This window comes from Pseudarthrobacter sp. 1G09 (genome assembly GCF_050038305.1).
Lineage (GTDB): Bacteria > Actinomycetota > Actinomycetes > Actinomycetales > Micrococcaceae > Arthrobacter > Arthrobacter equi.
On sequence record NZ_CP188306.1, the window covers coordinates 591,417 to 611,398 of the forward strand.

Sequence of the window (19,982 nt, forward strand, 5' to 3'; positions counted from 1 at the left end):
AGGTGCGGCCCGCCGTCCGTCCGCCGGGCCGTTGCCCTGACGGCCGGACAGGCCTAGCATGTGCGCACAATCCACTGCGAAAGTGGACGGTCCACAGGGAAGGGGCGGGGCAAGCCATGGATGAGACGGGCAGCAACGAGCAGGTGGTGCAACGGCTGATCCAGTGCATCAACGACCGGCATATCGAGGTCATGGACGAACTGTTCCATGACGACGCGGTGATGCACTGGCCCCAGTCCGGCGAGTACGTCCGTGGCGCGGAGAACCGGCGGGGCATTTACAACGCCTTTCCGCAGCTGCCCACCATCACGCCGCGGCGGCTGACCAGCGGGGGCAACCTGGTGGTGGCCGAGGCGTCCCTGGACTATGGCGGCCCCGTCTACGAAACGGTGTTCATCTTCGAGTTCCGGGACGGCCGGATCGCGACGGAGACGGCTTACTGGAGCGAGGCGTTCCCGGCACCCGAATGGCGGTCACAGTGGGTGGAGATCGGCTAAGCCCGCATGGCACGCCCTGTGACCGGGTAACCCCGCGGTGGCCAACCACAGCCCTGCGCGGCAACCTGGGCGCAGGGCCTCATGGCCGAATACACCCAGGCCTATCCAAAGCCTCGAAGGTTGAGGGTGTTACTTAGGCGCTGCGGCCGCGGCGCAAGACCGCAAGCCGGGCCAGGTATTCGCTTTCATCAATTTCGCCGCGGGCAAAGCGTTCCGCGAGCAGATGCTCCGCCACGCTGTAGCTTCCTCCATCCCCGCCGTAGCCGCGGCGGCCTGCCATGGCCGACCGCGCGAACAAGACAATGGCGGCAATGACGGCACCCCAGAACAGGATGAAGCTGAGCCCGGAGAGGATGTATCCCCACGTCCCCATACTGCCGTCCCAATACATCATTGCAGCGTCCTTCCCTGGCCGGCGGGGCCGGTCAATGGCCCCAGCTGAATTGTCCCGAACCGGGCGCGCGCCGGGCAGAGTCTTAGGTCCCCGCGCCTGCCCCGCGGAACGCCGCGGTCAGGCCAGCATGGACTGCTGCCGTGACGGGCAGAGGTCATCAATTGGCGGAACCCTACCAGCCGGTGACACCATGATTGGATGCTTGAGGCAACCAAATCGCAGAAATCCCCTGAGGGAGAGCCCCCTAACCCGGCACTGGCAGCGGAAAGCAGGATTGCCCGCGTCGCCGTGACGGTCTTCCCGCTCCTCGTGGTGGCCGCAGGTATCGCAGGCTACCTGCTTCCCGGGACCTTCAAGCCCATGGGGCCTGCCGTGCCCTACCTGCTGGGCATCATCATGTTCTGCATGGGGCTTACCCTGACCCCGCCCGACTTCGCCGCTGTGGCAAAGCGGCCCTGGGCTGTGGCGCTCGGCATCGTGGCGCACTACGTGATCATGCCCGGTGCCGGCTGGCTCATCGCTCAGGCACTGAACCTCGAGCCGGAGCTCGCAGTGGGCCTGATCCTGGTGGGCTGTGCCCCGTCCGGCACCGCGTCCAATGTCATGGCCTTCCTCGCCAAGGGTGATGTTGCCCTCTCCGTGGCAGTGGCCTCAGTGTCCACCCTGATCGCGCCCATCGTCACACCGCTGCTCGTGCTGTTCCTGGCGGGCTCCTACCTGAACATCGATGCCGGTGGCATGGTTGTGGACATCCTCAACACGGTCCTCCTCCCGGTGGTCGCCGGGCTGCTGGCCCGGCTGTTCCTGAAGAAGCTCGTGGACAAGGTGCTGCCGGCACTGCCGTGGGCGTCCGCCGTCGTGATTTCCCTCATTGTGGCCATCGTGGTGGCCGGCAGCGCCAGCAAGATTGTGGCCGCCGGCGGCATCGTGTTCCTGGCCGTGGTCCTGCACAACGGATTCGGCCTGGGACTGGGCTACCTCGCCGGGAAACTGGGCCGGCTGGATGACAAGGCACGCCGCGCCCTGGCCTTCGAAGTCGGCATGCAGAACTCCGGGCTGGCCGCCACTTTGGCCACGGCACACTTCAGCCCGCTGGCCGCGCTGCCGTCCGCCGTTTTCTCGCTGTGGCACAATATCTCAGGCGCCATAGTGGCAGCTTGGCTGGCCCGCCGCCCCCTCCAGGACACCCCGGCACCGCAGTGAACCGGGAATAAATGTGCACGACGGGGCACTTGCCTGCATAGTTAAGCTCCTGCGCCGGTGGGTAATAGACACCGCAGGACAGAAACGAACAGGGGCTTGAATTGGTAGGTAATGCAACCTTCCGTCACACCAACACCGCGCTGCTCTCGGTGAGCAGCGTCGAAGCTCCAAGGATCGTGAGTTCCGTTGACTTCGACCGCCGGCTGGCGTCGACACTGCAGCGGCTGAAATTCCCGCCCCGGCTCCTGGAACGCGTCGCCGGGATCACGCACCGCCGCTGGTGGGCGGCCGGCACGTCGTTTGACGACGCCGCCATCGAGGCAGGAGCCAAGGCCCTTGCCGAAGCCGGCGTGGAAGCGTCCGAGGTTGGCCTGCTGATCAACACCTCGGTGACCCGGCGCAACTTGGAGCCCTCCGTTGCGGTGAAGATCCACCACGGACTGGGCCTGCCGTCGTCGGCCATGAACTTCGACCTCGCCAACGCGTGCCTCGGGTTCGTCAACGGCCTGACCCTCGCGGCCAACATGATCGACTCCGGCCAGATCAAATACGCCGTGATTGTCAACGCCGAGGACGCCGAAGCCACCCAGGAAGCGACGCTCGCCCGGCTGCAGCGGCCCGAAACCACCCGCGAGGACTTCAACCGCGAGTTCGCCACGCTCACCCTGGGCTCCGGCGCTGCCGCGGCCGTCCTGGGCCCGGCAGACGGACACCCCGGCGCGCACCGGCTGGTGGGCGGGGTGATGCGCGCCGGTACCGAACACCACGAACTGTGCGTGGGCGGCATCGACGGCATGAACACCGACACCAAAGGATTGCTCGACGGCGGCCTGCAGCTGGTGGTGGACGCCTGGCACGAGGCGCAGCCGGAGTGGGACTGGGCCACCATGGACCGGTACGTCACACACCAGGTGAGCAACGCCTACACCCAGGCCATCATCGATGCCATCGACCTGGACCCGGCCAAGGTGCCCATCACCTTCCCGCACTGGGGCAACGTGGGACCGGCTTCGCTGCCCATGACCCTTGCCGCCGAATCCCAGTCCCTCGAAGCCGGGGACCGCGTCCTCTGCATGGGAGTGGGCTCCGGCCTGAACACCGCAATGATTGAAATCGTTTGGTAGCCGCCGCCTGGCCCGGCGTGGATCCGCAGTGGTCCCGCGAACTTGCCGTGCCCTCCACCTCCGGGGCGGATGAGCCCGGAACAGTCCGCAACTGGCACATCCTGGACAACGGCGCCCAGCTCGAGGCCCGGGGACTGACACCCGCAGGCACCCTGCTGTGCGTGCACGGCAACCCCACCTGGTCCTATCTTTGGCGCACGCTGCTGGCCGCCGGGTCCGATCCCGCCCACCCGTGGCGCGTGGTGGCGGTGGACCAGCTGGACATGGGGTTTTCGGAACGCACCGGCACGTTCCGGCGCCTCGCCGACCGGATCAACGACCTGGGCGACCTCACCACGGCGCTGGGCCTGGACGGTCCCGTGGTCACCGTGGGACACGACTGGGGCGGGGTCATCAGCCTGGGCTGGGCACTGGCGCACCCGGACCAGCTCGCCGGGGTGGTCCTGACCAACACGGCAGTCCACCAGCCGTCCACCTCCAAAATTCCGCCGGCGCTCCGGCTGGCCCTGCACCCCGCCGTGCACCAGTGGGGAACGGTAACCTCTGATGCGTTCCTGCGGGTGACCCATTCACTGGCCCACCCGCCGCTGGCCGCCGACACCCACGCCGCCTACATGGCCCCCTACCGGGGCGCCGGCCGGCGGTCCGGTCTTGGCAACTTCGTGGCCGATATCCCGGTGGATGAATTCCATCCCAGCTTTGCGGCACTGGCCGGCGTGGCGGAAGGGCTGCGCGGGCTGACTGTCCCGGCCCTGATGCTGTGGGGCCCCCGCGATCCCATTTTTTCGGACCGCTACCTCAAGGACCTGATCGGCAGACTTCCGCATGCCAAGGTGCACCGCTTCGAAGGTGCCGGACACCTTGTGGCGGAAGACCGGGACATTGCCACACCGGTGTTTGAGTGGCTTGCCGCCCGGGAGGGCGCTGGTCCTGACAGCGCTTTGGGCGGTGACGGTACTGACGTCGCCGCTGACGTTGTGGGCGCAGTTAAACCGGCCGAACCGGAGACCGCTGAATTCCGGCCCCTCTGGACCCTGCTCGGCGAGCAGGCCGCAGGGCCCGCCGGCACCGGTTCCGCCGTCGTGGAGATGGGCCCGGACGGCACGGCAGCCCGGTCGCTCAGCTGGCAGCAGCTGGACCAGAAGATCCTGGATCTTTCTGCCGGGCTGGCGAAAGCCGGAGTGCAGCGCGGCAGAAGGGTCAGCCTCATGGTGCCGCCCGGGGTGGACCTCACGGTGGCCCTCTACGCCTGCCTGCGCCTTGGTGCCGTGGTGGTGGTGGCCGACGCCGGACTGGGAACCAAGGGCCTGAGCCGCGCCGTGAAAGGCGCCACCCCGGATTTCATCATCGGCATCGACAAAGCCCTGGCGGCGGCCGCCGCCCTTGGCTGGCCCGGCCGCCGGATCAGCGTGGGCACCCTCCCGGCCGCCCGCCGCCGTCTCCTCGGCGCCGAAACCTCCCTCGCAGAACTGACCCGGCCCGGCGCCGGACGCGCGGGCGCGCAGCACGCCGGTGCTGCCAGCCCCGACGCCCCCGCCGCAGTGCTGTTCACCTCGGGCTCCACCGGGCCGGCCAAGGGCGTGCTCTACACACACCGTCAGCTGGCGGCGATGCGTGACACCGTGGCCAGCACCTTCGGGGTCCGGGCAGGGTCCAACCTGGTGGCCGGTTTCGCTCCCTTCGCCCTCCTGGGCCCGGCACTGGGCGCTGTGTCCGTCACGCCGGCCATGGACGTCACGGCACCCCGAACACTGACAGCCCGCGCGCTGGCCGACGCTGCCAGAGCCATCGACGCCACCGTGGTGTTTGCCTCGCCGGCCGCGCTCCGGAACGTCGTTGCCACCCGGGAAGACCTCGATGAGGCGGGCCTGAAGGCGCTGGCACGCGTTGAGCTGCTGCTCTCCGCCGGAGCCCCCGTCCCCGAACCGCTCCTGGCAGAGGTCCAGCAACTGGTCCCCGCGGCCTCGCTGCACACCCCCTACGGGATGACCGAAGCCCTGCCGGTCACGGACATCAGCCTGGAACAGATCAGGGAAGCCGACGCCGAAACGGCGGCCGGAAACCTCCAGGGCGGCGGCAACGGCGTATGCGTGGGCAAACCCGTCCACGGAGCACGCCTGGCCATCATCCCGCTCGCGGCGGACGGTACCGCGTCCGGAACCAGGCCTGTGACGGACGCCGGCGTCACCGGTGAAATCCTGGTCAGCGCCCCGCACGTCAAAGACTCGTACGACAGGCTCTGGCTGACCCAGCGGGAAAGCGCCGGCCTGCCCGGCTGGCACCGCACCGGGGACGTGGGGCACTTCGACGCCGCCGGCCGGCTCTGGGTGGAAGGCCGGCTCGCCCACGTGGTGACGGCACCCGGCGCCGCGATAACCCCCGTGGGTGCCGAACAGGCCATCGAACTTCTGGACAGCGTCCGGCTGGCAGCCGTCACCGGCGTGGGCCCGGCCGGCACGCAGGCGGTGGTGGCCGTCGTCGAAACCGTGCCTCCAACGCGCACCGCGGGACCGGCCGAACCCGCACTCGCCGCAAGCGTCCGCGCAGCAGCCCGCACGGCCGGCGTCGAAATCTCCGCTGTGCTGGCCGTTCCCGCACAGCCCACCGACATCCGGCACAACGCCAAGATCGACAGGACACGCCTTTCGCGCTGGGCAACTCGCGTGCTGGCCGGCGGCCGGCCGGGGAAGCCATGAGGGTCCTGGTCACCGGCGCCAGCGGCATGCTCGGCGGCGCCGTTGCGCGGCTCCTGGTCCGCGAGGGCCACACCGTCACCACGCTGCAGCGGCGCCCGTCGGGGGTCGACGGCGCCACGGACCTCTGCGGTTCCATCACCGATGCCGGGGTGCTGAAGGATGCCGTCCGGGGCCAGGACGGCATCATCCACCTGGCCGCGAAGGTCTCCTTCACGGGACGCGCGGCCGAGTTCGACGAGGTGAACATCGAGGGCACCCGCCGGATCCTGGACGCCGCGCGGGCGGTGGGCGTTCCGGACTTCGTGTTCGTCTCGTCCCCGTCCGTGGCGAATTCCGGCGCCGCCATCGTGGGGCTGGGAGCAGGCCCGGCAGACCCGGAGCACGCCCACGGCGACTACGCCCGCACCAAGGGCGCCGCCGAACTGCTGGCCCTGGCCGCTGATTCCCCGGGCTTCCGGGTGGCCGCCGTGCGCCCGCACATCGTCTGGGGCCCGGGCGACACCCAACTGGTGGAGCGAGTCCTGGCGCGCGCCGCCGTCGGCCGCCTGCCCTTGCTGGACGCCGGAGCTGCCCTGATCGACACCACCTACGTGGACAACGCGGCGTCCGCCATGGTGGCCGCGCTGGAACGCATGGAGCACGTCCACGGCCAGGCGGTGGTGGTGAGCAACGGCGAGCCCCGCCCGGTGGGTGAACTGCTGGCCGGCATCTGCGCTGCCGGTGGCGTTGCGGCGCCGACGTGGGCCGTTCCCGGAGCCGTGGCCCGGGGTGTGGGGGCCGTGGTGGAAAGACTGTGGCTGTGGGCCGGACGCACCGAAGAGCCGCCCATGACCAGGTTCCTCGCCGAGCAGTTGTCCACCGCCCACTGGTTCGACCAGCGCCGCACCCGGGAGCTCCTGGACTGGACCCCTGCGGTGTCGCTGGATGACGGACTCGCGAAGCTGGCCGCCCACTACCAGCCCGGATCGGCAAGCCTTTTCATTCAGTGAAACCAGCCGCGCCGTGCGGCTTCCCGATACCCCACAGTTGATTCATGACGCAGCCCACACCGGGCTTGTCAGGCAGTCACCACAGGATCATCACGGGACAGAACGGCGCGGTACACATGGAGTCAACGACGACGGCGGGGCGGATCCTTCGGGGGATTGAGTTCGCCCGCCCCGGTGGCGGAGCGCCGCTGCTGCTGGACCTCTACCTCCCGGCGGCGGATCCCGCCCGGGGCACCGCGTCCGGTACCCCGCACCCGGCGGTGGTCCACTTCCACGGGGGCGGCTGGCGGATGGGGGAGCGTTCCTCGCTGGGGCCCACCGTGGACGGCTTCGGGCTCAGCCCTATTGAACAGCTGGTGGACGCCGGTTTTGTTGTGGCTTCCGCCGACTATCGGCTCACGGACACCGCCATATTTCCCGCCCAGCTGCACGACGCCAAGGCTGCGGTCCGCTGGCTGCGGGCCCACGCCGCCCGCTACAACGTGGACCCCGGGCGCATCTACGCCTGGGGCGATTCCGCGGGCGGCCATCTCGCCAGCCTGGTTGGCCTGACCGCCGGGTCAGCCGCGTTTGCGGGCGACGGCGGCACGGGCGTGGGAGACAGCGTCGCCGCGGTGGTGGCCTGGTATCCACCAACGGACCTGGTGCGGATGGGAGCCCAGGCCCGGCCCGATGCCGTTGCCAGCGCCGACGATTCCGGTTCCCGGGAAGCCCTCCTCATCGGTGCCCAGCCCGCGGCCGCCCCGGACAGGGCCAGGGCCGCCAGCCCCCTCACCTACGTGCATGCGGGCGCCCCTCCCTTCCTCCTCATCCATGGCACGGCGGACCGGTTCGTCCCGGCGGCCCAGTCCACCGCACTTGCCGAAGCGCTGGAAGACGCGGGCGCCGCCGTCGAACTTCTCCTGCTGGACGGCGCGGACCATATGTGGGCCACCCCGGACGGCAGCAGCGGGGCCGCCGAAACGGCCACCGCAGCAACCCTCGATTTCCTCCGCCGCCAGTCGGAGCGCTGATTTTCCACACGCCCGGGCAGCCCTCCTGCCCGGCCGCCAGACCTGAAAGGCCATCTCATGCAATTCATCGGCATCAACCACAACGGCGAACCCTGGGCGGCAGCCCTCGCCGGATCGCACGTCCTCCCGCTGGCCACCGTCACCGACTTCTGGGCCGACCCCGAGGGCTGGCAGGACAAGGCAGCCACGCTGGTTGCCGGCGTTGCGTCCCATGCCGGCGCGGAGGGCAATGATGCGTCCGACGCCGGCGCCTGGCTGGAGCGGGGCAGCGTCACCGAGGTGCCCCTCGTCCCCGCTGCGGGCCGGGTAATCTGCGTGGGCCTGAACTACAAGGCGCACGTGGCCGAAGGAAGCTTCAAGGACCAGGAACTGCCCCCGTACCCCACCCTGTTCGCCCGCTGGACCGCGTCCCTGTCCGTGGACAACGTCCCGGTTCCCGTCCCCGCAGGTGAGGCCGGGCTGGACTGGGAAGGGGAAGTGGCCGCCTACATCGGCCGCCGGGTCGAATCAGTGGACGAGGCCGCTGCGGCAGACGCCGTCTTTGGCTACTCCACCTTCAATGACATCACCTCCCGCAAGGCCCAGAAGCTGACCTCACAGTGGACGCTGGGCAAGAACGGCGATTTCAGCGGGCCGCTGGGTCCGCTGGTCAGCCGTGACGAGGTGGGCGATCTCCGCGACGGGCTCCAGGTCCGGACCCTGGTGAACGGCATTGAAGCCCAGAACGGCAACACCCGGGACATGATCTTCTCCGTGCCGGCCATCATCTCGCTCATCAGCCAGACCTTCACGCTGCACCCGGGCGACGTCATCGCCACCGGCACCCCGGAAGGCGTGGGCTACGCCCGCACCCCGCAGTGGCTGCTGCAGCCCGGGGACACCGTGGTGGTGGAGATCGAGAAGCTGGGCAGCCTGACCACCCCCGTGGGCGACATTTCCCTGCGGAGCCGTGCCTGATGGACACCTCGCAGGGCACCTTCCCGCGCGTTTTCCCCGTGACGGATGCGGCGGACATCCCGGATGAGACCCAGGTCCTGATCGCCGGCGGCGGCCCCAGCGGGCTGTTCCTGGCGCTGGACCTCGCCTCCCGCGGCGTCGCCAGCACGGTGGTTGAACCCCGCACCGGCGTGGACCACACCAGGCCACGGGCCAAGACCACCAACGCCCGCACCATGACGCACCTGCGCCGGCTGGGGCTCGCCGAGGCCCTCCGGGACGCGTCGCCGCTGCCGGTGGATTACGCCCAGGACGTCATCTTCTGCACCGGCCTGACGGGCCCGGCCGCCCACGAGCTGCGGCGTTTTTCCAACGCCTTCCAGCTGGTCCCCGGCCGCTACGGCCCGCAGCCCGAAGGCGGGCAGCAGGTGCCGCAGCCGGTCCTCGAGGAAGTACTCCGGACCGCCGTCGGCAGCCATCCGCTGGTGACATTCGTGACCGGATGGTCCGTCAGCGAGGTCCAGGAGTCGGATGAATCTGCCCCGGCGACGCATACCGCCGTTGTTTCGAACGGAACGTCCGGTGCCGCCCGCACCATAGCGGCGGAATATGTGATCGGTGCCGATGGCGGGTCCTCCACAGTCCGCCGCAGCCTGGGGATCCGCTTGGAGGGCGGCTCCGCGGCGCTGTCCAACATCAGCATCCTGTTCCGCTCGGAGTCTCTGGCCCCGGCCATCGCACTGGACCCGGCCGTGCAGTACTGGGTGGTGGGCTCGGAAACGTCCGGCATGGTGGGGCCCATGGACCGGGCCGGCACCTGGTGGGCCATCGTGCAGGGTGTGGACCCGTCCGTCACCGTCAGCACGGAGGACGCCGGCGCCATGGTCCGCGCGCTGGTGGGCACCGAGGTGGACATCGAGGTGCTCGCCACCGATCCGTGGACCGCCCGCATGCTGCTCGCCCCCGAATACAGCCGCGGCACCATCTTCCTGGTGGGCGACGCCGCGCACCTCAACCCGCCGTGGGGCGGCCACGGCTTCAACACCTGCATCGGCGATGCCGCCAACCTGGCCTGGAAGCTGGCCGCAACCATCAACGGGTGGGGCGGACCTGCGCTGTTGGCCAGCTACGGCCAGGAGCGCCGGCCGGTGGCGGACCGCACCATCGGCGACGCCGCACGGAACGGCAAAGCGCTGGCGTACCACTTCGCGGATCCGGAACTGGCGGCATCCGGGCCTGCCGGTGACGCCGCGCGGCTCACCGCCCACGACGCGTTGGCCGTGAAGCAGAGCGAGTTCGATTCCCTGGGGCTGGTGCTGGGTTATGCCTACACCGGGTCGCCCCTGGTGGTGCCCGACGGACTGCCTGTACCGCCCGAGGACCCCATCCACTACGTCCCGTCCGCCAGCCCGGGCTCACTGCTGCCGCATGCCTGGCTGGCGGAGTCCTTCTCCCTGTACAACGCGCTCGGCCCCGGTTTCACGCTGCTGGCCGCCGCCGGCACGCTGGGCGGGGTGCCGGCGGATGAGGCTTTTGCGCCGGTAGTGGAGGCAGCGGCCCGGCAGGGCATTCCGGTGACCGTCGCCGCCGTCGGGCCTTCCGACGACGGCACCCGCCTTTCCCAACAGTGGGGCGCCGACGCCGTGCTGGTCCGGCCCGACCAGCACGTGGCGTGGCGGGGCACGTCAGCCGAAGCCGCCGCGGCCGCGCTGTCCGTCGCGGCGGGCCGGCTTCCCGGTTCGCCGCAAGAAGCCGCAGCCACCGGGCCGGTACACGAGCCGGTCACAGAAATCCCAGCAGCAGAATTTCCAGCAGCAGAATTTTCAGCGAGGAGCGCCCGTGTCGACGCCGTCATTCCGTGACTACCTGTTTGCCCCGGACCATCCGCGCGTTGCGGAGATCCGCGGCCTGAACGCCCGTGAGTATGCCGAGGCCGCGAAGACCGACTCCTTCGCGGGCCCCATGATCGAGGGCTGGCAGAAGCTGTACCCGCAGCCCTTTGCCGGCATCACCAGCGACGGCGTCCGCCGGGAAGGCCTGTTTCCGCTCGCTCCCGCCCGGCCCGGGGAGGAAGCGCCGACGGCGGACATGGTGGCCGCCGCGCGCAAGCTCCTGGGCACCATCACGCCGGAACAGGCGGGGAAGCTCGCCTACGCCGTGGACGCGCCGGAGTGGCAGAGCTGGGCCAACCCCGAGTTCATGCAGCACGATACCGGGCTGCGCCTGGACGAGCTGGACGGGCCGGTCCGGGACGCGATCCTTGGCACGGTGGAGGCGAGCCTGTCCGGGGAAGGGTTTGAGCTGGTCCGGAACCTGATGCGCATCAACGGTTTCCTGGGCGACCTGGTGGAACTGCCGCTGCTCATGAACGAGTTCAGCTACAACTTTGCGCTCTACGGGGAGCCGTCCGAAACGGAACCGTGGGGGTGGCAGCTTTTTGGCCACCACGCGGCGCTGAACTGCCTGGTGGCAGGCAGCCAGCTGGTGATCTCGCCGGTGTTCATGGGCGCCGAGCCGGACATGATCGACGCCGGCCCGCACCGGGGTGTGAAGGTGTTCAAGGAGCGCATCGCCCTGGCCCGGCAGCTGATGGCGGCACTTCCGGCGGACCTGCGTGTACGTTCAGTGTCCTACGGGTCCATGGTGGACCCTGCAATGCCTGAGGGCCGGATCCACCCGGGCGACGAGCGGCACCTGGGCGGCTGTTTCCAGGACAACCGGGTGATCCCGTACGAGGGCATCCTGGTGGCGGATATGCCGGCGGAAGCCCGCGAACTCCTGGACGCCGTGGTGGACGACTTCATCGGCTACCTTCCGGACGGACCCCGCGCCGCCCGCCGTCGGGAAATCCAGGAGCATTACGGCGAGACGTACTTCAGCTGGATCGGTGGCTGGGAGGGGAACGAGGCGTTCTACTTCCGCCTGCAGAGCCCGGTGGTGGTGCTGGAACTCGACCACCACACCGGCGTGTTCCTCAGCAACGATGAACCTGCCCCGTTCCACATGCACACCGTGGTCCGCACCCCCAACGGCAACGACTACGGCCGCGAACTGGTGAAACAAGCCACCGCCTGACCCATGTTCTCCACCACAGCAGAAGGCCCGGATTTCCTTTCGGAATTCCGGGCCTTCTGTTGTGGCGGGGGCGGCTGGCGCTAGGGGATGTCCAGGGCTGCGCGGCGCTGCGGCGGGGGTCCGACGACGGTCAGGTCCATCTCCGCCTGGGCCCGGCCGAAGCCTTCCATGTCCATGTAGGGCTGGCCACCCTCGGTGTACATGTAGTCCTCGGTGGGCTTGTTGAAGTACTCGAAGAACCCGTTGAACACCGAAGGCGTCAGGAAGCCCACCATCTGGGTGTTGTGCGCGTCCAGCGCGAACGAGTGGATGGTGCCGGCGGGGGCGTGCACGAAGTCGCCCTTCGTCAGAAGCATCTCGCGGCCGTTGGCGTAGAGCCACATCCGGCCCTCGGTGCAGAGGAAGTTCTCGGTGTGCTCGGAGTGGAAGTGCAGCGGGATGTAGGGCGACTTGGCGCCCTTGGTGTGCACGGCGAAGTAGTTGGACCCGGTGTTGGCCGGGCGGGACAGGTAGGTGAACATCGTCTGGTAGCTGGCCAACCGCTCACCCTCGCCGGCGCTGAGGAAGTAGGGGCTCTGCGTGGGCGGCAGCCCGGCGTCGTGCTTGAACGACGCCGGCACGCGCTCCACGTCCGGGAAGGTGATGCCGAACTCGGTGCCCACCTCGGCCTGCTCCTGCAGGCTCGCGGACCGGCCGGCGCGGACCGGCGGGACGTGCGAATCGATGGGCGTGCCCACCCGCTCGTAGTAGGCCTCGCCGCCGCCGGGGGTCATCCAGTTCAGGAACCGGGTGTAGTGGCTGGCCATGCGGTAGGCGTGCGGCGTGTTCGGCGGGATGACCACCGAATCCCCGGGAGTCAGGATGCGGCTCTCGCCGGGCAGCCAGACGTGCAGGATGCCGTCGAAAACGTAAAGGGTCTTGTGCTCGATGGTGTGGCTGACGAACGGGGATTCGGCGCCCATGCCGCCGGAAATGTAGGCGGCGCTGAAGATGCCGCCGGTGTCCGCGGCCCGGGCGATGACCGTGACCAGCTGCCCGTTGATCTCATACCGGGCGCCCTCGCCGGAGGCCATGTAATACGGGACGGCCTCGCCCGGCAGCGCATTGGCCACCGGCAGCTGCTTGTTCATTTCCTCCACGCTGAGGGACATCGGTTCCTTCTTTCGGGTCGCCCGGCACGGCCGGAGAGTGAGTCCCCACCAGCATGACGGACTGCCCGCCGTGCGTCAGGCCCGGTTTTCAATCAATGAACAGCCCGCTGCCGGCCCGTAGCTACAGTGTGGGCAGCAGGAAAGCCGACTCCGGCCGGTGCACGCCGCGGGGGCGGTAGCCCAGGGCCTCGGAATGTCCCAGCAGGTCCGCCAGGTACCAGATAATGCTGAGCCACATTTCGGTGCCCTGCATTCCGGGGAGGTTCTGCTGGCCGCTTTCGGGTGCCGCGCTGAAGGCCATGCCCTGCCCGGGGCGCCACTGGCCGAGGGCGTGGTCCAGCTGGGTTGCGGCCCAGGCCTTGATGTCCGCCTCCCGGTGCGTCACCTGTTTCCGTGCGAGCCAGAGCGGATGGACCACGTCGAGCACGTTGCAGGCGTTCTGCCGGCCGGCTGCGAAGTACCGGGGATCAGCGCCGTGCTCCAGGACGGTGTCGATGAGCTTGTCCGGGTGGGGGACCGGCAGGCCGAACTGGGCGAAGGTTCCGCGGGTGAGCCGGTAATAGCCGTTGACCACCTTGAGGCGGGTATCGGCGGAGGGGGTACCCCAGGTTCCCGCGGAGCTGTTGACTCTGGTCAGGAGCCAGCCGAACAGGGCCTCCAGGGTGCCGGTGCGTCCAGGGCCGGCGTCCGCAGTGCGGGCCAGGTTCCAGTACTCCGCAGTTCCCCAGGCATCCGCCCAGGCGCCGGATTCCCAGGCTTCCTTCCGCCACGGCAGCCCGTTCAGCCGTTCCGCCAGATCGGCTGGACCGGTTCCGGCCACGGCGTGGATGGGGTGCTTGAATCCGCTTCCCAGCAGGTCGAGGGCGTACCCCACGGAGAGCACGTGATACGTGGCCGCCCCGTGCCCGAAAGCCAGTTCTTCTCCGGCGTCCGGCAGCCCGTCCGGGCCGTACTCGGGCACCAGGCCCGTCCGTGGATCCTGCAGGGACCGGAGCCGGTCCGCGTGCGCGTCCCTGCTGAGCTGCGGGGGAGTGGTGCGGAGCAGGAGATCTGCGATTTCCACCGCGTCGCAGTGGGCCCGGACCGTTGCCGCCGCACCCGGAAAGTCCACGTAGCGGCCTTCGCCGAAGCCGCCGGTGCCTGACGCTTCCTGCTGCCACGAGCGGGCGATGATCTCCGGGGCGTCGGCGCGGGCCGTTGCGGCGAATGACGCAAGCCGTTCCCGCAGGATCCCATCGCCGCTGCCGGCAGGCTTGCGGGGAGTCCGCCTGTCGCGGATAAACCGTGCGGGATTGCCGCCCACCACCGCCCAGTCGGGCACGTCCTTGGTGACCACGGCACCTGCGGCGAGGACCGCGTGGGAACCCACCGTGACGCCGTCGAGCACCACCGCGTTGGAACCGATCCAGACGTCATCGCCGAAGACAATGCCCTTGCTGGTGAGCGGCTGCCGGAACACCGCTGCGGACGGCTCCATGGAGTGGTTGAACCCCAGGACGGAGGTGTGGGCGCCGATGCGGACGCCGTCGCCCATGCTGACGGTGCCGCGCACCGCGGTGAAGGCGTTGACCGTGCAGTTGCTGCCGATCCGAAGGTCCCCGGTGAGGTACGCGTGGGCGGCGATGAACGATTCGTCCCCCAGGGCCAGGCTGTCCGGGTCCACCATGGCCAGCGCGGAAACGAAGGCCCCTTCGCCGATGGTGATGCCGTCCTTGCCGGCCAGTGCCCGCTGCCGTTCCGCCTGCGCCTCACGTTGCGCGGTGGAGGCATGGTCCCGGAAGGTCCAGGGGGAGTAATCGAAATTGAGGTCTGGCTGGGCGTTCACGGTATCTCCACAACGGTGTCTTGGGCTGAAACGGGCGGGCCGCCGGGGCTCCCGGCCGGCAGGTCAGGCTGCGGCTCTTCAACCGCCGCTGGCCTGTCCGGCCAGTGGCGCAGGTACCAGGCCTTGGTGGACCCGATGGCGGCGTCCAGCCGGACCGCATCGGGGTGCCATGCCTTCTCCCATTCCAGGCACAGTAGCCCGGTGTAGCCGCGGTCCTTGAGGAGCTGCGCGAAACCGTCCACGGGGAGGGTCCCGTTCCCGATCGTCACCGGGGTCCGGCTCTTCGGCAGCCCGGCGTCCTTGACCTGGACACTGCCCAGGCCGTTGGTGAGCCAGGGCGCCAGGATGTTCCACGTATCTTCGAGGCTTTCGCCCACACGCCAGGGGTGCATCAGGTCCCACACCGCACCCACCCTTCCCTCCACCTGGGCCAGGATGGCGGCAATGTCTTCTCCGCGGGGGTGGGAGTCGTGGGTTTCCAGCGCCGGGAACACGTCCAGTTCTTCGGCAAGGCGGCCGACGGCGGTGAGCCGGCGGGCGGCGAGGGCGTTGACTTCGTGGCGGGCCGTCGTCGTCACGGGAACCTGCCGGTAGTCGGCGGGCTCCGTGGGGGCGCCGGGAAAGACCCGGACCGTGGGTGCTCCGAGGTCCGCGGCCAGGAACAGCGCGGCCTCCAGGGCGCCCACCACGAGTTCGTCCGGCGCCGGGTCCGCCATCCGGATGTAGCTGGCCAGCCCCGTGATGGCCACACCGGCGTCCGCCACCTCCGCGCGGAGGCGGGCACGGTCCTGCCGGGTCATCGCCGGCGCTGCGATCTGGCCCGGCGCAAGCCGCAGTTCAACGCCCGATACGCCGTTCGCGGCCAGCCAGCCCAGGACGGTGCCAAGCCCTTCGCCGGGGGCGCCCAGGGTGGAAACGGTCAGGACCGGGCGGCCCTCTGGAAGGTACTGCAAGGGTCTCCCCGGTGTGTGAGAAATATCGTTTCAACCATTCTTTGCGGGTGCCGTGGACGGGTCAACGTGTTGGGGCGGTTCGATCAGAATCGTTCAGCGGGACGGCTGTGGGTTCGTCCGTCAGGTCTCTTCCGGGCTGCTCACCTGTCCCACTACTTCGGCCCTGTACGCCTGCGACGAGCTCATGCTGCCGCGGAACCAGAGGACGGCGTGAACGGACGGATCTCCTGGAACCACCATGGGGCGGAGGTTATCCATGCCGGAGTTTTCCGTCACCACGTGCCAGCTCCAGCTGGCGCCGCCGTCGGCCGTCCGTCCCCGGTAGATCTCGTAGTGGCCCGTGGCTTCGCCGGTGCCGGGGTGGACCGGGGTGGAAATGTAGACCTGGTCCAGGTTGTTGGGATCCACGGCACCCAGTCCGGTGTAGTCCTGCTCGTGGGGGAGCAGGCCCGGACCGGCCACCGCCAGCGGGTGCAGGGCCCACTCGGTTCCGTCGAAGCGCGCGTACAGCAGCCGGTGGTCGTCGACGTCGAGCCGTTGCTCCCGCTGGAGCGGCCCGTTGACGTCGTTGGCCCGGCAGCTGATGATGGCCGCCAGCTGGTTGTCCCGGCCACGCAGGTCTGCCGTCCAGGCGTGGGTGAGGACGTCGCCGTCGATCTCGGTGCCGGCCCGGAAAACGGTGGTGAGGGTGTCCTGGTTGACGCCCGCGGACCCCAGGAGCGGCTTGCTCACCACCCGGCCTTCGGCGTCGTGCAGCGCATCGTCGCGGAGGAAGCCGTGGTAGATGCTGTTGTTGAAGTCGCGGGGGTGGTGGTCAGTGGTGATGAGGTCGATCCGGTCCACTCCGTTGCCCCAGTAGCGGGTGTAGCCGTTGACGTAGCCCACCTTGGGGCGGGTGAACAGCTTGCCGCCGTAGCGCCAGGTGCTGCCGTCGTCTTCGGACACCAGCATGGTGGGGTCGTCGTTGATGGCGCGGACAAAGTTGTAAACGCGGGACTCGGCGTCCAGGCGGTGCAGGTTGGAGTAGGTGGCGCCGCGGCCGCCGGCCAGTTCGGTCCAGTCGAATACCTGCTCGGGCTCCCATTCGGAGGCGTCATGCGGCCGGACGGATACGCGCCAGCGGGAGTAGTTGTCCGTCTTGTGCCGGGCGTACATGGCCACGTACCTGCCGTCTGGCCGGATCAGCAGCGCCGGGGCATTGTGGTCATCGGATTCCAGCCGTTCGTGCAGAACGTGGACCTGGCTGCGCCCAGTGACGGGGTCAAGCACTGCCACCTCGATGTTGCCGCCGCGCCCAGCACCGCCGGGGCCTTCCGGAGCGGCGACGGAACCCACCAGCAGGGTGTTGTTGGCCGGATCGATGAGGGCGCGCTCGTCCTGGAACCAGCACCATGCCCCGTTGTCATTGATGCGCACTGTGAAAGCCGTTCTGTGTGATTGAAGAAAGGGTGGCGTGCTTCATTCAATCAGGACCGGCGAGCCTTGGAAAGGGCTTTCCGTTATTGGCGGGCCAACCGGTCCGGGCGGAAGCGGCCGTCAGCCGCCTCCGCATGACCGCTCAGGACTCGCATTCCCTGCAGTACTTCTTTCCGTCCTTTTCCCGCGCCAGCTGGCTGCGGTGGTGGACCAGGAAGCAGGACATGCAGGTGAACTCATCCGCCTGGACCGGGACCACCTGGACCTGCAGTTCCTCGTGGGACAGATCGGCTCCGGGGAGCTCGAAGCTGTCCGCAAGGTCTGTCTCGTCCACATCGGGAGCAGCCTCACGGCGTCCCGGCTTGTCGGCCTTCAGCTCCTCGATGGCAACGTTCGGTTCGTCTTCCGGCGTCACCCGTGGAGCGTCGTAGTCAACTGCCATTAATGCGTTCTCCTCTCTGGCTGGTGAAATCCGGAATCGCCTGGACAGGTTCTTCCGACGGGATTGTTCCCGACTGATTCTTCTGGACAGATTCTTCCGAACAGGGCAACAACGCCGGGGCTGGGCCACAATATTCCCGGCCGGCCCGGGTTCCGGGCGCAGCCGGTCAGCCCTCCGGCCGGGTGTTCACGCCCCTGGTCATCTTGCGGATTTCGTCGTGCTTCAGGCCGCTCGCGGAGGCGAGCTGGTAATCGTCCAGCAGGCGCTGTTTCCTCGCGTCCGCCAGCACCTGGATGCGGTGGCGTTCGACGGCGGCACGCGCCGCTTCGACGGCGGACACCTCGTCCGCGATCCCGGCAATGGTGCGCAGCTGGTCCTCCGCAGGCAGGCCCGAGGGGTACAGCCCGTCCCGGCCCAGCCCGATGCCGCGGACCGCGGTGACCGGCACGCCCGCAGCCTGCGCGATGGTGGTGACCTTCACGCCGTCGCAGACGGCCTGTGCCACACGTTCGTTGAGCTCGGAGAACAGGGCCCGCAGCCGGCTGGACCGGAGGGAAATCATCCTCCGCTGCTCCTCCAGGAGGTCCCGGATCTCGCCAACCTTGGCGGCTGCAGGGTCCGGCTGTGGTGTTCCCCGGTACCGGTACGCACCACGCGGGGAGCCGCCGGAGTGCGTGGCCGCGGCCGCGGCAGCGGCCGTTGGACGGAAGGCATGATGGGCGGACACGGCCGGCTCCTTGCTGCCAAAAGGCTCCTGGGACGAAAGTGGCGGAGGACTCCCGGGCGGCAGCGGAAAAGCCGGCCACCGCCGTCGTGCGCCATGGCGCCGAGCGCGGGAAGGATGTCCAGCCTGCCACGCTACGCGGCCTCGCCGCCGGGCGGGGAATACCAATTTGGCGTGGTGTTATAGCGGATTCTTCTGGGTGCGGTGTCATAAGGGCCGCTTATCCGTCCACGCACTTTAGGTCTTATCCAAGCGGGACCTTCGTTCCCTACGCTCGAATGAATCACACTCCGTCCGCAGTGGAAGGCCCCGGAAGAGAACATGCCTGAATTCGTGCCAGCGTCACGCGTCACCCGAATCAAATCCTCACCCAGTGTGGCCGCAGCGGCCCGAGTCCGGGAACTCAAGGCCGAGGGCCGCCGGATCCTGGACCTGACGGTGGGTGAACCGGATTTCGATACCCCCCAGCACATCAAGGACGCCGCCATCGCCGCCATTGGCCGCGGCGAAACGAAGTACACCTCGGTCACCGGAACGCCGGAACTCCAGCAAGCCATCCTGCAGACGCTCGAGCGCAAGACCGGTCAGCAGTACACCGCCGGCGAGATCACCATCGGCGGCGGCGGCAAACAGGTCATCTTCACCGCCTTCATGGCCACCCTGGATGCGGGTGACGAGGTGGTCATTCCCGCCCCCTACTGGGTGTCCTACCCGGATATGGTGCTCGCCAATGAGGGCACCCCGGTGATCGTCCCCTGCTCCGAGGACACCGGCTTCAAGCTGACCCCGGAGGTGCTGGCGGCCGCCCTCACGGACCGCACCAAGTGGGTCATCCTCAACACGCCGTCCAACCCCACCGGGGCTGTCTACTCCCGTTCAGAACTTGCCGGCCTGGCCGCGGTCCTCAAGGCGTACCCCGCCGTCCACGTCCTCACCGACGAGATCTACGACGAAATCCACTTCGGTTCGGAACCGATCACCAGCCTCGTTGCCGTGGCGCCGGAACTCAAGGACCGCGTGCTGGTCACCAACGGTGTCTCCAAGGCCTACGCGATGACCGGCTGGCGGCTCGGCTACGCCGGTGGACCGGCGCCCCTGGTAGCGGCCATCAACAAGCTCCAGTCCCAGATGTCCTCCTGCCCGTCGTCCGTCAGCCAGGCGGCCGCCGCCGCGGCACTCACTGGCGACCAGTCCTTCGTCCGCGAAAGCGTGGCCGTGTACCGCGAACGCCGGGACGCGGCAGTTGCCGGGCTCAACGCTATCGAAGGCCTTAAATGCGCGACGCCGGAAGGCGCCTTCTACGCGTACGTCAACTGCGGCGGGGTCATCGGCAAAACCGCGCCGGACGGGAAACCGATCGCCAACGACGAGGACTTCACCCTCTACCTGCTGGACGCCGCCTCCGTAGCCGTCATCCAGGGCTCGGCCTACGGCGTGGGCCCCTACTTCCGGATCTCCTACGCCACGGGACTGCCCGTGATCGAGGAATCCATCGCTGCCATCGAAAAAGCGGTCCTGGCGCTCTTCTGAGCCCCATGACCTGC

General features: G+C 68.9%; 17 protein-coding genes. 10 read left to right on the forward strand and 7 right to left on the reverse strand.

What is annotated here, in order from left to right; genetic code table 11:
- Positions 1 to 116 precede the first annotated feature (116 nt).
- Positions 117 to 497: a nuclear transport factor 2 family protein gene (locus tag ACP3TD_RS02810; RefSeq protein ID WP_426765275.1), complete on the forward strand. Its 381-nt coding sequence runs from the start codon at positions 117 to 119 to the stop codon at positions 495 to 497.
- A gap of 133 nt (positions 498 to 630) precedes the next feature.
- Here the strand turns inward: ACP3TD_RS02810 and ACP3TD_RS02815 are convergent, their stop codons facing one another.
- Positions 631 to 891 carry an SHOCT domain-containing protein gene (locus tag ACP3TD_RS02815; protein ID WP_426765276.1) on the reverse strand — a complete coding sequence of 87 codons (261 nt, stop codon included), beginning with the start codon at positions 889 to 891 and terminating at the stop codon, positions 631 to 633.
- A 198-nt stretch (positions 892 to 1,089) separates the two neighbouring features.
- Between ACP3TD_RS02815 and ACP3TD_RS02820 the strand changes: the two genes are divergently transcribed.
- The 8 genes from ACP3TD_RS02820 (at position 1,090) to ACP3TD_RS02855 (ending at position 11,927) form a co-directional block, all read left to right on the forward strand.
- Positions 1,090 to 2,094, forward strand: coding sequence for a bile acid:sodium symporter family protein (locus tag ACP3TD_RS02820; RefSeq protein ID WP_426765277.1), 1,005 nt, complete (start codon positions 1,090 to 1,092; stop codon positions 2,092 to 2,094).
- Positions 2,095 to 2,195: 101 nt separating this feature from the next.
- Positions 2,196 to 3,218 carry a 3-oxoacyl-ACP synthase III gene (locus ACP3TD_RS02825; protein ID WP_426765278.1) on the forward strand — a complete coding sequence of 341 codons (1,023 nt, stop codon included), beginning with the start codon at positions 2,196 to 2,198 and terminating at the stop codon, positions 3,216 to 3,218.
- Complete coding sequence (locus ACP3TD_RS02830; RefSeq protein WP_426765279.1) at positions 3,212 to 5,914, forward strand: alpha/beta fold hydrolase; 2,703 nt, start codon at positions 3,212 to 3,214, stop codon at positions 5,912 to 5,914. Before ACP3TD_RS02825 ends, ACP3TD_RS02830 begins: the two co-directional genes overlap by 7 nt.
- Positions 5,911 to 6,903 carry an NAD-dependent epimerase/dehydratase family protein gene (locus tag ACP3TD_RS02835; protein WP_426765280.1) on the forward strand — a complete coding sequence of 331 codons (993 nt, stop codon included), beginning with the start codon at positions 5,911 to 5,913 and terminating at the stop codon, positions 6,901 to 6,903. Before ACP3TD_RS02830 ends, ACP3TD_RS02835 begins: the two co-directional genes overlap by 4 nt.
- 44 nt (positions 6,904 to 6,947) lie before the next feature.
- Entirely contained in the window at positions 6,948 to 7,916 is a 969-nt protein-coding gene (locus ACP3TD_RS02840) for an alpha/beta hydrolase fold domain-containing protein (RefSeq protein WP_426765282.1), read from the forward strand.
- Positions 7,917 to 7,973: 57 nt separating this feature from the next.
- Positions 7,974 to 8,873 (forward strand): fumarylacetoacetate hydrolase family protein, encoded by a 900-nt coding sequence (locus ACP3TD_RS02845; protein WP_426765283.1) that lies wholly within the window; start codon positions 7,974 to 7,976, stop codon positions 8,871 to 8,873.
- Entirely contained in the window at positions 8,873 to 10,714 is a 1,842-nt protein-coding gene (locus ACP3TD_RS02850) for an FAD-dependent oxidoreductase (RefSeq protein WP_426765284.1), read from the forward strand. Before ACP3TD_RS02845 ends, ACP3TD_RS02850 begins: the two co-directional genes overlap by 1 nt.
- Positions 10,692 to 11,927, forward strand: coding sequence for a DUF3500 domain-containing protein (locus ACP3TD_RS02855; RefSeq protein ID WP_426765285.1), 1,236 nt, complete (start codon positions 10,692 to 10,694; stop codon positions 11,925 to 11,927). The genes ACP3TD_RS02850 and ACP3TD_RS02855 overlap by 23 nt, the downstream gene beginning before the upstream one ends.
- Positions 11,928 to 12,007: 80 nt before the next feature.
- Here the strand turns inward: ACP3TD_RS02855 and ACP3TD_RS02860 are convergent, their stop codons facing one another.
- From ACP3TD_RS02860 to ACP3TD_RS02885, 6 genes are all read right to left on the reverse strand, one after another.
- Positions 12,008 to 13,078, reverse strand: a complete 1,071-nt coding sequence (locus ACP3TD_RS02860) for a quercetin 2,3-dioxygenase (protein ID WP_426765286.1) — start codon at positions 13,076 to 13,078, stop codon at positions 12,008 to 12,010.
- Between the two features lie 121 nt (positions 13,079 to 13,199).
- Positions 13,200 to 14,903 carry an acyltransferase gene (locus tag ACP3TD_RS02865; protein ID WP_426765287.1) on the reverse strand — a complete coding sequence of 568 codons (1,704 nt, stop codon included), beginning with the start codon at positions 14,901 to 14,903 and terminating at the stop codon, positions 13,200 to 13,202.
- Entirely contained in the window at positions 14,900 to 15,856 is a 957-nt protein-coding gene (locus tag ACP3TD_RS02870) for a sugar phosphate isomerase/epimerase family protein (protein WP_426765288.1), read from the reverse strand. The genes ACP3TD_RS02865 and ACP3TD_RS02870 overlap by 4 nt, the downstream gene beginning before the upstream one ends.
- A gap of 120 nt (positions 15,857 to 15,976) precedes the next feature.
- Complete coding sequence (locus ACP3TD_RS02875) at positions 15,977 to 17,272, reverse strand: BNR-4 repeat-containing protein (RefSeq protein ID WP_426765289.1); 1,296 nt, start codon at positions 17,270 to 17,272, stop codon at positions 15,977 to 15,979.
- Between the two features lie 142 nt (positions 17,273 to 17,414).
- Complete coding sequence (locus ACP3TD_RS02880; protein ID WP_056082606.1) at positions 17,415 to 17,714, reverse strand: DUF4193 domain-containing protein; 300 nt, start codon at positions 17,712 to 17,714, stop codon at positions 17,415 to 17,417.
- Positions 17,715 to 17,880: 166 nt separating this feature from the next.
- On the reverse strand, positions 17,881 to 18,441 hold the full coding sequence (locus tag ACP3TD_RS02885; RefSeq protein WP_426765290.1) for a hypothetical protein: 561 nt from the start codon (positions 18,439 to 18,441) through the stop codon (positions 17,881 to 17,883).
- A 318-nt stretch (positions 18,442 to 18,759) separates the two neighbouring features.
- On the opposite strand from ACP3TD_RS02885, the gene ACP3TD_RS02890 reads away from it, so the two are divergent.
- Positions 18,760 to 19,968, forward strand: a complete 1,209-nt coding sequence (locus ACP3TD_RS02890) for an aspartate transaminase (protein WP_426765291.1) — start codon at positions 18,760 to 18,762, stop codon at positions 19,966 to 19,968.
- Positions 19,969 to 19,982 lie beyond the last annotated feature (14 nt).

Coding starts and splice junctions, on each gene's coding strand:
- ACP3TD_RS02880 (WP_056082606.1), bottom strand. CDS start 17,714: ATGGCAGTTGACTACGACGCTCCACGGGTGACGCCGGAAGACGAACCG.
- ACP3TD_RS02860 (WP_426765286.1), bottom strand. CDS start 13,078: ATGTCCCTCAGCGTGGAGGAAATGAACAAGCAGCTGCCGGTGGCCAAT.
- ACP3TD_RS02840 (WP_426765282.1), top strand. CDS start 6,948: ATGACGCAGCCCACACCGGGCTTGTCAGGCAGTCACCACAGGATCATC.
- ACP3TD_RS02820 (WP_426765277.1), top strand. CDS start 1,090: ATGCTTGAGGCAACCAAATCGCAGAAATCCCCTGAGGGAGAGCCCCCT.
- ACP3TD_RS02845 (WP_426765283.1), top strand. CDS start 7,974: ATGCAATTCATCGGCATCAACCACAACGGCGAACCCTGGGCGGCAGCC.
- ACP3TD_RS02810 (WP_426765275.1), top strand. CDS start 117: ATGGATGAGACGGGCAGCAACGAGCAGGTGGTGCAACGGCTGATCCAG.
- ACP3TD_RS02890 (WP_426765291.1), top strand. CDS start 18,760: ATGCCTGAATTCGTGCCAGCGTCACGCGTCACCCGAATCAAATCCTCA.
- ACP3TD_RS02815 (WP_426765276.1), bottom strand. CDS start 891: ATGATGTATTGGGACGGCAGTATGGGGACGTGGGGATACATCCTCTCC.
- ACP3TD_RS02850 (WP_426765284.1), top strand. CDS start 8,873: ATGGACACCTCGCAGGGCACCTTCCCGCGCGTTTTCCCCGTGACGGAT.
- ACP3TD_RS02835 (WP_426765280.1), top strand. CDS start 5,911: ATGAGGGTCCTGGTCACCGGCGCCAGCGGCATGCTCGGCGGCGCCGTT.